The organism is Flavisolibacter ginsengisoli DSM 18119 (assembly GCF_900129295.1).
Lineage (GTDB): Bacteria > Bacteroidota > Bacteroidia > Chitinophagales > Chitinophagaceae > Flavisolibacter > Flavisolibacter ginsengisoli.
The window spans coordinates 80,150-94,729 of sequence record NZ_FQUU01000011.1; the positions used below are offsets into that span (position 1 = coordinate 80,150).

14 protein-coding genes are annotated in these 14,580 nt (G+C 40.2%); 12 read left to right on the forward strand and 2 right to left on the reverse strand.

All coding sequences use genetic code 11. The features are described from left to right. Positions 1–27: 27 nt before the first annotated feature. Complete coding sequence (locus BUA53_RS13300; RefSeq protein ID WP_072835877.1) at positions 28–558, reverse strand: 3-hydroxyanthranilate 3,4-dioxygenase; 531 nt, start codon at positions 556–558, stop codon at positions 28–30. A gap of 111 nt (positions 559–669) precedes the next feature. On the opposite strand from BUA53_RS13300, the gene BUA53_RS13305 reads away from it, so the two are divergent. The 12 genes from BUA53_RS13305 (at position 670) to BUA53_RS13360 (ending at position 13,336) form a co-directional block, all read left to right on the forward strand. Further along, the gene (locus tag BUA53_RS13305; RefSeq protein WP_072835878.1) at positions 670–1,455 is read left to right on the forward strand and encodes an SDR family oxidoreductase; all 786 of its coding nucleotides are present in this window, start codon (positions 670–672) and stop codon (positions 1,453–1,455) included. Between the two features lie 32 nt (positions 1,456–1,487). Beyond that, positions 1,488–2,945, forward strand: a complete 1,458-nt coding sequence (locus tag BUA53_RS13310; protein ID WP_072835879.1) for an aldehyde dehydrogenase — start codon at positions 1,488–1,490, stop codon at positions 2,943–2,945. Between the two features lie 19 nt (positions 2,946–2,964). Next, entirely contained in the window at positions 2,965–3,381 is a 417-nt protein-coding gene (locus BUA53_RS13315) for a RidA family protein (protein WP_072835958.1), read from the forward strand. Position 3,382: 1 nt separating this feature from the next. Continuing rightward, the gene (gene kynU / locus BUA53_RS13320) at positions 3,383–4,654 is read left to right on the forward strand and encodes a kynureninase (protein ID WP_072835880.1); all 1,272 of its coding nucleotides are present in this window, start codon (positions 3,383–3,385) and stop codon (positions 4,652–4,654) included. Then, on the forward strand, positions 4,651–6,030 hold the full coding sequence (locus BUA53_RS13325) for an FAD-dependent oxidoreductase (protein ID WP_072835881.1): 1,380 nt from the start codon (positions 4,651–4,653) through the stop codon (positions 6,028–6,030). Before kynU ends, BUA53_RS13325 begins: the two co-directional genes overlap by 4 nt. A gap of 27 nt (positions 6,031–6,057) precedes the next feature. After that, the gene (gene pyrF, locus BUA53_RS13330; protein ID WP_072835882.1) at positions 6,058–6,915 is read left to right on the forward strand and encodes an orotidine-5'-phosphate decarboxylase; all 858 of its coding nucleotides are present in this window, start codon (positions 6,058–6,060) and stop codon (positions 6,913–6,915) included. Positions 6,916–7,024: 109 nt separating this feature from the next. Then, a complete protein-coding gene (locus tag BUA53_RS13335; RefSeq protein WP_072835883.1) occupies positions 7,025–7,516 on the forward strand; it encodes a CAP domain-containing protein in 492 nt (163 codons plus the stop codon). Between the two features lie 130 nt (positions 7,517–7,646). Then, complete coding sequence (locus BUA53_RS13340; protein ID WP_072835884.1) at positions 7,647–8,825, forward strand: acyl-CoA dehydrogenase family protein; 1,179 nt, start codon at positions 7,647–7,649, stop codon at positions 8,823–8,825. A gap of 139 nt (positions 8,826–8,964) precedes the next feature. Continuing rightward, positions 8,965–9,474, forward strand: a complete 510-nt coding sequence (locus BUA53_RS13345; RefSeq protein ID WP_072835885.1) for a shikimate kinase — start codon at positions 8,965–8,967, stop codon at positions 9,472–9,474. 4 nt (positions 9,475–9,478) lie between these two features. Further along, on the forward strand, positions 9,479–9,865 hold the full coding sequence (locus BUA53_RS13350) for a DUF423 domain-containing protein (protein WP_072835959.1): 387 nt from the start codon (positions 9,479–9,481) through the stop codon (positions 9,863–9,865). A gap of 66 nt (positions 9,866–9,931) precedes the next feature. Continuing rightward, a complete protein-coding gene (locus tag BUA53_RS13355) occupies positions 9,932–12,571 on the forward strand; it encodes a DNA translocase FtsK (protein WP_072835886.1) in 2,640 nt (879 codons plus the stop codon). Positions 12,572–12,670: 99 nt separating this feature from the next. Next, positions 12,671–13,336: an outer membrane lipoprotein periplasmic chaperone LolA1 gene (locus BUA53_RS13360; RefSeq protein ID WP_072835887.1), complete on the forward strand. Its 666-nt coding sequence runs from the start codon at positions 12,671–12,673 to the stop codon at positions 13,334–13,336. Positions 13,337–13,822: 486 nt separating this feature from the next. Here BUA53_RS13360 and BUA53_RS13365 read toward each other — a convergent pair whose 3' ends face one another. Beyond that, entirely contained in the window at positions 13,823–14,527 is a 705-nt protein-coding gene (locus BUA53_RS13365) for a VIT1/CCC1 transporter family protein (RefSeq protein WP_072835888.1), read from the reverse strand. Positions 14,528–14,580 lie beyond the last annotated feature (53 nt).

Consider the following 14,580-nt stretch of genomic DNA (forward strand, 5'->3'; position numbering starts at 1 on the left):
CATTATATACCCTAATTATTTTGATACTTAAACAGCTTTTTGTGGAGGCTGCATGACTGTACCGCAATTGCTGCAGGTTCTTAATGCTTCATTTGAATAGAAACGCTCCATTATAGGCGGTAACTGCTTTACGATATCCTTTACAAATACAGATTCCTCATACAATTTGTTGCCACAGTTTTCACAAAACCACATAAAGGCATCTTCTTCATTTTCCTGTTCCTGCCTGATCTTCTCGATAACAAGTCCTACGGTGTTGGCTGGTCTTTGGGGAGAATGAGGTGTTTGCGGTGGCAACAGGAAAATATCTCCTTCATTGATAGCTATATCCCTGGGCACGCCCTTGTCGATGATCTTTAAAACTATATTACCTTCCACCTGGTAGTAAAGCTCTTCGCTTTCGTTGTAGTGGTAATCTTTCCTGGCATTGGGACCGCCAACAACCATAACTATAAAATTCTCTGCCTCCTTGTAAATACATTGATTTCCCACAGGTGGTTTTAAGAGGGAACGGTTTTCATCTATCCATTTTTTCAGGTTAAAGGGAGCAGCAATCATATAAAGAGTTTAAGCGTTTTTGTATCCTTGGTTATAAAAGGTTTTTCAATAACCGTGATACCTTGTGAATTCCAATCAAAAATTACAACAAATCTGTTTAAGTTTGAAAGTATGAATTTATCATTGGAAGGTCGCAATGCAGTTATATGTGGTGCCAGCCAGGGAATAGGATATGCTATTGCCGAGGAACTCGCGCTGATGGGGGCTAATTGCACTTTATTAGCCAGGAATGAAGAAAACCTTAAAATAGCTGTGAGCCAGTTAGATACTACACTCAGGCAATCGCATTCTTTTCAGGCGATTGATTTCAATGATACTGAAGCTGTCAAAAAGCTGATCAAAAATATTTGTAGTGAGAAGCCGGTACATATTCTCATTAATAATAGTGGTGGACCCAAGGCGGGACCTATTGTTGAGGCAACAGCAGAGCAATTTCTCCAGGCATTCACACAACATCTTATCGTTAATCATATTCTTACCACTGCAGTGATTCCAGCCATGAAAGAGGAACATTTTGGCAGGATCATTAATATTATTTCAACCTCAGTCAGGATACCATTAAGAAACCTTGGCGTTTCAAATACTATACGGGGAAGTGTAGCTTCCTGGTCTAAGACCATGTCCAACGAATTAGCTGAATTTGGTATCACAGTCAATAATATTTTACCTGGCTTCACCAGGACCAGCAGGTTGGAATCACTTGTGCAAGCCAATTCTAAAGCACAAGGAAAAGCTATTGAGGTTATAGAAAGGGAAATGATGGAAGAAGTGCCTGCCAAGCGTTTTGGGGAAGCTTCCGAGATAGCTGCAGTTGCTGCTTTCCTTGCAGCGCCGGCTGCTGCTTATGTTAATGGAACGAGCATTCCGGTGGATGGTGGCAGAACCGGAAGTATATAATCGCAACAATAATTAATAATAAGTTTGCTGATATGGATCTATCCATCCCACTTTACCTGGAAAACTTTATTGATGGAAAATTAATTCCACCACGATCAGGCAACTACATGGAAAATATAGATCCTGCTACAGGTTCCTTATTTAATTATGTGCCCAATAGTAATGAGTCGGACATTGAAACAGCAGTGGAAGCAGCTAAAAATGCATTCATACAATGGAGCAGGACTTCTGCAGAAGACAGGTTCCTTATAATAAATCGAATAGCTGCACTAATAGATGGCAATGCCCATGAACTGGCATTGGCAGAAACTAAAGACAATGGCAAGCCATTGTGGTTAAGTAAAAAAGTAGATATTCCCAGGGCATCAGCCAATTTCAGGTTCTTCGCTACAGGCATTATGCATTTTGCTGCAGAAAGCCATATGATGGAAGACAAGGCGATCAATTATACTTTAAGGCAACCCATAGGTATTGTAGGGTGCATCTCACCCTGGAATTTGCCATTATATCTTTTTACATGGAAGATAGCTCCAGCCCTGGCTGCCGGTAATTGTGTTATTGCTAAACCTTCTGAAATAACTCCTGTTAGCGCCTACCTGCTTTCAAAGATCTGCATTGAAGCGGGGCTCCCTAATGGTGTTTTAAATATAGTGCATGGTAAGGGGGAGGAGGCTGGAGAGGCAATCATCAGGCACCCTGCCATAAAAGCAATTTCGTTTACAGGCAGCACAAGAGCAGGTCAGCGGATTGCTTCCGTTGCTGCACCCATGTTTAAAAAGTTATCACTGGAGTTAGGAGGCAAAAATCCGAACATCATTTTTGGTGATTGTAATTGGGACAAGATGATGAGAACAACCATACAATCATCATTTTCCAACCAAGGTCAGATATGTCTTTGTGGCTCCAGGATCATAATAGAAGAAACTGTATACGATCAATTCAAAAAGGAATTTATTGAAAGGGTAAAACTATTGCGTGTAGGAGATCCATTGAGTGAAGACTCAAAGCAAGGGGCCATTGTAAGCCTGCAACATTTTGAAAAGATATCCAGGGCCATAGAGACAGCAAAAAAGGAGGGTGGTACTATTTTGTGTGGGGGAAAAGCAGTAAACCCGGGAGGGCGCTGCGGTAAAGGATTTTTTATTGAACCTACTGTTATCGAAGGGTTGGGACCAGCTTGCGAAACCAATACAGAAGAAATATTTGGACCGGTAGTCACACTACAGAAATTTAAAACCAGGGAGGAGGCCATTGACCTGGCTAATGCAAGTAATTACGGTTTGTCAGCAACTATATGGACACAGGACATCTCAATAGCTAATAAGTTAGCAATGGAACTGAATGCAGGGATTCTTTGGGTCAATTGCTGGCTGCTTAGGGATCTTCGCACCCCCTTTGGTGGGTTCAAGAACAGTGGAGTAGGCAGGGAAGGCGGATGGGAAGCACTTCGTTTTTTTACTGATGCTAAAAATGTGTGCATTGAGATTTAATAAAAAAGAATTCGAATACATGAATGAAATATTTAACACAGATAAAGCATCAAAGCCCTTAGGTGCTTATCCTCATGCAAGAAGAGTTGGTAATCTTTTGTTCCTTTCGGGTATTGGTTCGAGGAATGTACTGGACAATAGCATTCCCGGACTTACAACCGATGAAAAAGGGAAGGTCATCTCGTATGATATTGAGGCGGAATGTCATGCCGTTTTTAAAAATGTAAGGTCCGTATTGGAATCAGCAGGAAGCAGTTGGGAAAAGATCGTAGATGTAACAGTTTTTCTTACCCATATGGAAAAAGATTTTCCCAAATACAATAAGATCTATAATGATTACTTCGGCGATGTGCAGGCCTGCCGAACAACTGTGGGAGTTAAAAGCTTGCCTACTCCCATTGCTATAGAATTAAAAGTGATAGCAACAATTGATTAAAATGGATTATCAGAATACTATTGCATTTGCAAAGGAATTAGATTCAACAGACAAGCTAAGAGATTTCAGAAAGCAGTTCTTTATACCTCAGCACAATAATAAAGATGCAGTGTATTTTAATGGAAACTCCCTGGGACTGCAACCAAAATCAACCATTGATTACCTCAACCAGGAACTGGAAGACTGGGCAGCATTAGGTGTTTTGGGTCATGCCAATGCCAGGAATCCATGGGTAAATTATCATGAATCTTTAGCAGAGCCATTGTCCAGGATCACAGGTGCACTGCCTACAGAAGTTGTGGCCATGAACCAGCTAACGGTTAATCTGCATTTATTGCTGGCTACGTTTTACAGACCTACAAGGGAGCGATTTAAAATCATTTGCGAGGCTAAAGCTTTTCCATCTGATCAATATGCATTAGAAAGCCAGGTGAAGCTTCATGGTTTATCTCCATCTGATGCCATTATAGAGGTACATCCAAAGGAAGGCGAAAACATTATTCAGACAGATGATATTTTAAAAGTGATAGACGAGCATGGCAGCAGTACGGCTGTAGTGTTATTTGGTGGTGTAAATTATTATACAGGGCAGGTATTTGATATGCCAGCTATAACTTACGCGGCGCATAAATTTGGTGCCTATGCGGGATTTGACCTGGCTCATGCGGCAGGAAATATCCAATTGCAACTACATGACTGGCAAATTGATTTTGCATGCTGGTGTAGTTATAAGTATTTGAATTCCGGACCAGGTGGTGTTGCCGGTGCCTTTGTTCATGAAAAGCATGCAGCAAATAAGGAATTACCAAGGCTTGCAGGATGGTGGGGCACTTCAAAAAAGAACCGTTTTCAAATGCATCCACAATTTGATCCTATACCCACAGCGGAGGGATGGCAGGTAAGCAATGCACCAATACTTTCTATGGCAGCACATAAAGCAGCACTGGCAATCTTTGATAAAGCAGGTATGGAAGCATTGCTTATAAAAAGTAAACAGCTTACAAAATTCTTATTTTATATTCTGCGGGATATCAATGAAAAGCACCACAGGAAAGTGATCCAATTGATAACCCCGCAAAATGCACACGGTTGCCAGGTTTCATTGTTCATGCTGGAACAAGGAAGGGAAATTTTTGAAGCGTTGATTGATCATGGTGTAATTGCAGACTGGCGGGAACCTAATGTTATCCGGCTTGCACCTGTGCCCTTATACAACAGCTTTGAAGAGGTATGGACATTTGGTAATATCATTCAAACAATTTTGAACAAATGAAGAAGCAGGAAGTTGTTATTATTGGTGCCGGCCTGGTAGGTTCATTACTTTCCATTTACATGTCAAAGAAAGGGCATGCAGTAACCATATATGAACGCCGTAATGATATGCGGACAGAAACGGTGGAGGCCGGGCGATCTATCAACCTTGCATTAAGTGACAGGGGAATCAAAGCATTAAAAGAGGTTGGTATAATTGATGACATTCTGGGAATAGCTATACCTATGCATGGGCGATACATTCATACTGCTGAAGGTATTCATGCCTTTCAACCTTATGGCAAGACTGGTGAATTCATCAATTCCGTTTCAAGGTACGAATTGAATTGCAGGCTAATGGACCTTGCCGAACATCATGGCGTTTCCATAAAGTTTAATCATAAATGTGAGGATATTGACTGGCAGAAAAATGAAATAACATTTCACGTAGGACAAGATGAATTACCTGTAGTTCCTTTTTCATTATGTTTTGCAGCAGATGGAGCATTTTCAGCGGCACGGTTAGCTCATATGCTTCATCATAACAAATTTGATTATAACCAGTATTATATTGATTGTGGGTATAAGGAATTATCAATCCCTGCCGGAGAAAACAACAGTTTTCTTCTAGAGAAGAATGCCCTCCATATCTGGCCTCGTAAGGACTACATGTTAATAGCATTACCTAATACTGATGGATCATTTACAGGCACATTGTTTTTCCCTTTTGAAGGACCGCTGTCTTTTGAAAGGTTGACAACTAAAGAAGCAGTTACTTCCTTTTTTAAAACAACATTTCCTGATGTTGTAGACATCATCCCTGACCTTGCAGACCAGTTTTTTAATAATCCCACTTCCTCACTTGTTACCGTAAAATGTTTTCCCTGGATACGTGATGGCAAATTCTGTCTCATTGGAGATGCAGCTCATGCAATAGTTCCATTTTTTGGCCAGGGAATGAATGCAGGATTTGAAGACTGTAGTATTTTAAATACATTAATGGATTTGCATGGTGATGATTGGGAAACTATATTATCAACATTCCAAAAACTACGCAAACCAGATGGGGATGCCATTGCAGACCTGGCAGTAAATAACTTTGTTGAGATGAGGGCAAAAACGGCTGATCCTAATTTTTTACTACAGAAAAAGATTGAATCAAAACTACATGAAAGACATCCTGATAAATGGATACCAGCTTATTCGCAGGTAACTTTTCACCCGGAAATACGATACAGTACAGCACTTGCAAATAGTGAAAAACAGGAATCCATAATGCAAATGGTTATGGCTTTGCCGGGTATTGAAGAAAAGTGGGACTCAAAAGAAGTTGAGGATTTGATACTGGCGCAGTTCAATTCCCATACAAATAACAATACACTTCACAAGCAGGCATAATATCCCGCGCTGGTATATCTTCGCCATATGACACGTAAGCAATTGGCTCATGAGATTTTTTCTAAGCAAAGCTACCTTTGCGTTGGATTGGATACTGATCCATCAATATTACCAGCCCATTTAAGATCTTTTGAAGACCCCGTCTTTGAGTTTAATAAAAGGATTATTGATGCTACGAAAGATGTATGTGTGGCCTATAAGATCAATACAGCTTTTTACGAGGCCCAGGGTTTAAAGGGATGGGCTTCCCTGGAAAAAACTGTAGATTATATTCCTTCTACTCATTTTAAAATTGCAGATGCTAAAAGAGGCGATATTGGCAATACATCCTCTCAATATGCTAAAGCGTTTTTTGAAACTTTATCTTTTGATGCTATAACAGTAGCCCCATATATGGGGGAAGATAGTGTTAAGCCCTTTCTTGCTTATCCTGATAAATGGACCATTATCCTCGGATTAACTTCAAATCACGGTTCCAGAGATTTTGAACTTCAAAAATTGGTTAAGCATAAAGAAACCCTCGATGAAGGCATTCATATAACCAGGGATGAAACCCATTATTTATATGAAACTGTGCTCACTACTTCATCTCTATGGGGGACTGACCAAAACACTATGTACGTGATAGGAGCAACCCAGGCTGAAGAATTTGAATCTATAAGAAAGATTATCCCCAATCATTTTCTGCTTGTGCCGGGGGTAGGGGCACAAGGGGGAAGCTTAAGGGAGATTTCGGAAAAAGCTATGATAGCCGACTGTGGTTTACTGGTTAATGCCAGCCGGGCTATAATATATGCTTCGAAAGGTGAGGACTTTGCAGAAGCCGCCAGGATTGTGGCCCAACAATACCGGGAGGAAATGGGCGTGTATCTTTCGAATGTTTAATATCGCACTGGCACGCATAAAAATTCTATTGCTAACGGGTGATCTACCCAACAAATTTTTAACTATTTGCAGTGCAATTTGCCTGCACTAATGGCGTTTAGCTGATATTATGAAAGTAGCCTTCCCTGTAACTTTCTTTTTATTATTTTGTATGTCCTCTGAAGCTGCATTTTCAATGGACCATTCAAATCCAGGACCTGGACCGACTATAGGTCTCAATAAAACGGTTATCATCGTGAATGATGTACGTAAAAAAGGGTGCAAATGTGGTGATACCTATTATTATGCAGCACCACCCTTAATCTGGAACGAGCAATTGGAAAAAGCTGCATTTGAGCATTCCAATGATATGTATAGGAGGAATTATTTCAGCCATGTCTCTCCTGAAGGTTTTAAAGCAGGTGACAGGATTGAGAAGGCAGGCTATCATTGGATGATGTATGGTGAAAATATTGGCATGGGATACAAAAATGAAAAGGAAATGGTTGAAGGCTGGCTTAAGAGCCCCGGCCATTGCAAAAACATTATGAATAAGGGTTACAAGGAAATGGCTGTCGCAAAGGTTGGTAGCTATTGGACACAAACTTTTGGTGCAAGATAACCAGTATTAACATCACCATAATTTCATCGATATTCCCCCGGATTTCATTAACAGTTGTAAATCTTACCTGGTATTTACAGCTATACCTGCTTTATTACAACCAATTAACTTATCGACTATTTTTGCCTTCATGGCAACAGATCAATTTCAGTCACCAGACTATTTCCTTGTAGATGAACTTTTGACAGAGGAACATAAACTCATTAGGGAAACCGTTCGCAACTATGTTAAAAAGCATATCTCTCCTATAATTGAAGATTATGCCCAAAGAGCTGAATTCCCAGTGCAGATTGTAAAAGAGTTGGGTGACCTGGGATGCTTTGGTCCTACCATACCTGTGGAATATGGAGGTGGGGGGCTCGATTATATTAGTTATGGGTTAATGATGCAGGAGTTGGAAAGAGGAGATAGCGGGGTACGTTCTACTGCATCTGTGCAGGGATCACTAGTCATGTATCCTATTTCAGCTTATGGAAGCGAAGAGCAGAAAATGAAGTATCTGCCAAAGCTGGCAACCGGAGAATGGCTTGGTTGTTTTGGGCTTACAGAACCCGATCATGGCAGCAATCCTGCCGGCATGCTAAGCAATATAAAAGATAAAGGAGATCATTATTTATTAAATGGCAGCAAGATGTGGATCTCCAATGCACCTTATGCCCAGGTGGCTGTTGTATGGGCAAAGGATGAATCAGGCGATATCCGCGGTTTGATATTGGAAAGAGGCATGGAAGGTTTTTCTACGCCAACCACACATGGCAAGTGGAGTCTTAGGGCATCTGCAACTGGTGAACTGGTATTTGATAATGTAAAAGTGCCAAAAGAAAATATTTTCCCTGTTGTAAAAGGCTTGAAAGGACCTTTAGGATGTCTTACAAAAGCACGCTATGGAATTGCCTGGGGAGCCTTAGGTGCTGCCATGGATTGTTATGACACTGCGTTACGTTATAGTAAGGAAAGAATCCAATTTGACCGGCCTATCGGGGGCTTTCAGTTGCAACAAAAAAAGCTTGCTGAAATGATCACAGAAATCACCAAAGCTCAATTGCTTGTATGGAGATTGGGGACTTTGATGAATGAAGGTAGGGCTACTCCTCAGCAGGTGTCAATGGCTAAACGCAACTCCTGTGAAATTGCAGCGAATATTGCCAGGGATGCAAGGCAAATGTTGGGAGGTATGGGAATAACCGGTGAGTATAGTATCATGCGTCATATGATGAACATCGAAAGTGTTATAACGTACGAAGGCACACATGATGTTCACCTGTTAATTACAGGTATGGACGTTACGGGATTGAATGCCTTTAAATAATACAGCGCTTCTAATATCCGCGGATATTCAAATACTTCAAGCATTCCGTGGTGGCCTTCTGATGGGGGAAAGGTAAATTGTTTTGTAAGTGATCATTGCTTAAGATGTAAGTGTAGATTTGCAGGATTGACATATTGATATGAAAATTTTCCTCATTGGTTTTATGGGGTGTGGTAAAACACACTGGGGGAAGGAATTAAGCATGAAACTTTCTATTCCTTTTTTTGACCTGGATGAAAAAATAGCGGAGCAGGCAGGCAAGGAGATCCCTCAAATCTTTTCTGAAAATGGTGAGGAACATTTCAGGTTGCTTGAAAAAGAGATCTTATATATGCTCACTGAAAGCCATGAGACCTTTGTGATGTCCTGTGGCGGTGGAACTCCCTGTTATTATAATAATATAGATTATTTAAAAAAGAAGGGAACTGTAGTATGGTTAAATTGTTCGGTTGATTGTTTGTACCATCGCCTTATAAAGGAAAAAGACAAAAGACCACTGATCAGGGATGTATCAGATGATAAGCTGAAATCTTTTATAATAAAAAAGTTCTCCAACAGGAAGATCTTTTACCAGCAGGCTAATATCATTATTAATGATGACGAGGTTAGTATTGACAAATTAATAGAACGTATATTTCATGAACAATGAATCCATGCATAAAATATTTTTAATACTCGGAACTGTATTAGGTGGTTTAGCGGTGGCTTTAGGTGCTTTTGGTGCTCATGGTTTAAAGAAACTGGTTGCACCCGAAACAATTGCCACCTACCAGACTGGTGTGCATTACCAGATGTACCATGCTTTGGCACTGATATTCCTGGGTATTTTAACGGAACGAACAGCCAACAGTTTTCTCAATTATTCCGGCCTTATGTTCCTGGGAGGGGTGGTTTTTTTCTCCGGATCGCTCTACCTGATCGTGTCTATGCAGGCTATGAATAAAGCTATCCCAACCTATATTGGCATTATTACTCCCGTAGGAGGATTGCTGTTTATAATCGGCTGGATTTTACTCCTCCTCGGTATTATCAGAAAATAATGTTTATTTTGGATTAAACGGCCTGCTGGCCTGCATTTCATTGTTCATATTACTATCTTTGATTCTATGGCTAACAAGCTAAAGAAATCCACTACACCTAAAGCTGCTGCGGAAAAACCAGAAAAGCCTGAAAAGGAAAAAAGCCCTAAACCTTCTGCTGATAAATTTAAAACAGATAAGGAGGAAAAGGTAGACTTTAAAAAGCTGGCCCGTGATGAACGCACCTGGAAAATCATAGGTACTGTTTCCCTACTTACATCTATATTCTTATTTATTGCTTTTGTATCTTATTTCTTCACCTGGAAAGAAGACCAGGATAAGGTATTAAATAATGATTCTTCTTTTCTTACAGATAATGATACCCGCGTAGCTAACTTATTAGGCAGACTAGGTGCCTATATTTCTCATTTCTTTATTTACCGGGGTTTTGGAATAGCATCTATGTTATTTTGTACCTTCTTTTTTGTTGTGGGTATCAATTTACTGGTAAACCGAAAGGTTTTCTCAATCTGGAGAAACCTGAAGTATGTTACTATAGGTTTACTGATAGTGTCTGTAACATTCGCCTTCATCTTCTCGAGCGCTGATTTTCCTTTTGGTGGTCGTGTAGGAGATATGATCAGCAATTGGCTTTCTAATTTCCTGGGTACACTTGGCACTGCCGCTTTATTATTAGTAGTAGGTATTTCTTACCTGATCTGGCAGTTCAACCCCACTTTTAATGTACCTGAATGGAAACGTACAGAAAGGCAGGATGAGGAGGTTATCGAAGATGATGTTGAACAGGAGGGACCCATAGCACCGGCTATCAGGTCAGGGTTGGCTCCAGCCTCAATTAATGATCTATATGCGGATGAAGCAGAAGGAGAAATGCCTGAAAAAGGTAATATCCTTAAGGGAGAAGGGGGAATGCTTATTAATGGTGCCGGAGATCTTGAAGATGACAATAATGTATTTCACGTAATAGAAAAAGACGAAGATGTAAATGCGCTCACTATAAATGAGCCAATTATTGAAAAGGAGATAACAGAGGATCTATTACATAAACATGATGAATTTAAACCACAGGAGGAGCCTGTGGAACTGCCCGTTTCAAGGCCTTCGAAAAAGGACATCATTGAGGATCTTCCTTTAGAAATCAAATCTGCAGAAGAGTTGTCGCCCGATGATGAGACCTCTGAAAAAGATTATAGTGACCTGCCGCCTTATGAACCAACGCTTGACCTTCGGGATTATAAATATCCAAAAGTGGATATGCTGGAAACTCATGGCAGCGAAAAGATAGTGCAAGACCCTGCAGAGCTGGAGGCTAATAAAAACCAGATTATTACTACACTCAAAAACTATGATATAACGATCCAGAAAATAAGTGCTACAGTTGGACCTACTGTTACCTTATACGAGATTGTTCCCGCAGCGGGTGTACGTATATCCAGGATAAAGAACCTGGAAGATGATATTGCATTAAGCCTGGCTGCTCTAGGAATTCGTATCATAGCACCCATACCTGGGAAAGGTACCATAGGAATAGAGGTGCCCAATTTCAAGAAGTCAGTGGTTAGTATGAAAACTCTTTTGGCTTCTGAAAAATTTATACATAATAACTTCAGCCTGCCAATTGCCATTGGTAAAAAGATCGATAATGAAAACTTCATTGTCGACCTGGCAAGCATGCCGCATTTATTAATGGCTGGTGCAACAGGACAGGGTAAATCTGTTGGATTAAATGCAATCCTTGTTTCCCTGCTGTATAAGAAACATCCTTCTCAATTGAAGTTTGTGCTCATTGATCCTAAGAAAGTTGAGCTTAGCATTTACCGTCATATAGAAAAGCATTTCCTGGCAAAATTGCCTGGCGAGGAAGATGCCATTATCACAGATACAAAAAAGGTGATCAATACACTGAATGCGCTATGTATTGAAATGGATAACAGGTATGACCTGTTAAAAGAAGCAGGTGCACGGAATATCAAGGAGTACAACGAAAAATTCACTAAGCGAAGGCTAAACCCACAGAAAGGCCATCAATACCTGCCCTTTATTGTGCTGGTTGTTGATGAGTTTGCCGATCTTATTATGACAGCCGGAAAAGAGGTGGAGATGCCTATTGCCCGCCTGGCTCAGTTGGCAAGAGCCGTTGGCATTCACCTTATCATTGCCACCCAACGACCGTCGGTAAATATCATTACAGGTACCATCAAAGCTAACTTCCCGGCACGTATCGCTTTTAAAGTATCCTCCAAAATCGATTCCAGGACTATCCTGGATGCCGGGGGAGCTGAACAACTTATCGGTAAAGGTGATATGTTGATCTCCTATAATGGAGAAATTGTACGGTTGCAATGTGCCTTTGTAGATACACCTGAAGTGGAAAGGGTAGTGGAGTTTATTGCAGATCAGAGAGGGTATCCCCAGGCATTTATGCTTCCGGAATATGTTGATGAAAAAGAACTGGAAGGGAAAGATTTCGATGCATCAGATAAAGATCCATTATTTGAAGATGCGGCTAAGCTGATCGTTCAAAACCAGATTGGTTCTACCTCTTTACTGCAACGTCGTATGAAATTAGGTTATAACAGGGCAGGAAGATTAATGGATCAATTGGAAGCTGCCGGAGTTGTTGGTCCTAACCAGGGCAGTAAGGCCCGCGAGGTATTAATTAAAACTGAATCTGAATTACTGGAATATCTTGATAATTTAAGTTAGTGTTAAGATCAAACTTGTTGTTAAACACGGTATACCAATTGCCTTCTAAGATATGGTAAGGGCTATATTTGCCCTGATTTCATAATCAAATAAGAATAAATGAAGCAATTATTTACACTGCTGAGCTTTGTATCATTGACCTTTATCGCACAGGCCCAACCTGGAAAAAACCCAACTCAAAATGACCCGGATGCTAAAAAGATCCTGGATAAAGTAAGTTCCGGGTTTAAAGCTTTGAACGCCCCGCAGGCTACATTTACCTATAATGTGGAAAATGCCCAGGGAAAGGTGCTTTCTTCAAAAAAGGGTGTGGTAACCATGAAGGGAAACAGGTATAAAGTAAACCTTGATGGAATGGAAATCTATTCAGATGGTAAAACCACCTGGAATTTTGATAAAAGTGCCAATGAAGTGACTGTTGATAACGTTAATTCCAGTGGCAGTGCCATGACCCCGCAAAAGCTTTTCACTAATTTCTATGACAGGGACTTCTATTATAAATTAAATGGCGTCAAAAAAGAAGGCGGCAAATCATTGCAGGAAATCGAATTAACTCCTACAGATAAAACACGTCCTTTTCATAAAATCTATGTATTGATAGATAAGGCCACTAATAGAATTTATAGCGCCAAATTCCTGGAAAAAACTGGTGAGCGATATAGCTACGTTGTAAACTCATTAAAATCATCACCATCTATTTCAGATTCATATTTCATTTTCGATAAATCCAGGTATCCTGGAGTAGAAGTTGTGGACCTGAGATAACTTTTTATAATACTTATGTAAAAAGACTGCCTTTCCAGGGCGGTCTTTTTTTTATATAAATAGGTAATACAAAGTTTAGAATTTCAATTATCAATCATTAGTGCCATTCTGGCGCAATCTTCTTCCTCTTAAGTTCAACCCTTCCTTTATGGTAATTACTAAACATTTCCTATATAGCTGAGGCCTGTCAACTTCCTATCTAAGGTATAGATACTCCGTACTATCACGGAGTATCTATACTGCAACTATAGAGTAGCTAAACTCTTGCTATAGCTGAACTATAAAGCCAGCCTGTCACTGATTTCAAGAAATAGCTTTTGAGAAATAACTATAGAAAGTAAATGATGGGGTAATAGTATCCTTTAGAATTAGCAAAGTAAGCTTTAGACCATACCCTGGGGTGCTAAATGCTTTTAAATTAAATAAAATGGAAATTGGTAATCCCTCATTTGAAAAACGCAAATTGCTTTGCTTTTAACCGAATTATTATCTGCCTTCAAAAATTTTGGCCACCATAAAGGCAGCAGCTGCAGCCATGGCACCAATAAGCGTAACCCGGATGGCGCCCCACCATGGATTAATGCCTGTTATTTTGCTTTTAAACCATCCGAAGATGAATAAACATAAAAGCGTAACCATCACGGAGTATTTCAGCCCATCGATAGGATGGTCAACGAAAAAGTAAGGAGATAGTGGGACAAGACCTCCAACTATATAAGAAGCTCCTATATTGAAAGCAGATTTTCCAGCCCGTTTAGGATCTGGTTCTTCCAGCCCTAATTCATATTTCATCATAAAATCCACCCATTTATCTTTGTCCTGGGAGATCTCTGCCGTGGCTTTTTCCTGCAGTTCTTCACTCAGACCAATATTGGCGAAAAATTCCTTTGTCTCCTCGATCTCCAGGTGCTTTAGATGCTCTATCTCGTAATACTCTCTTTTTTTCTCACTATTGTAATGATCCTGTTCTGTTTTACCTGCCAGGTATCCTCCCAACCCCATGGCTATCGATCCTGCGGCTATTTCAGCAATACCGGCAATTACTATGATGCTTGTAGTGTCTACCGCACCACTTAATCCAGCCGCTAACGCAAAGGGTACAGTCAGACCATCAGCCATGCCAATAACAATATCCTTGATGAAATCACTGCTTTCTAAATGCTCTTCTGTGTGGTGTAAATGAATGTCCATTCCAATGATCAATTTTCGTTTTGGTAAGTTTACCTGGCTAAGTATGATTTATT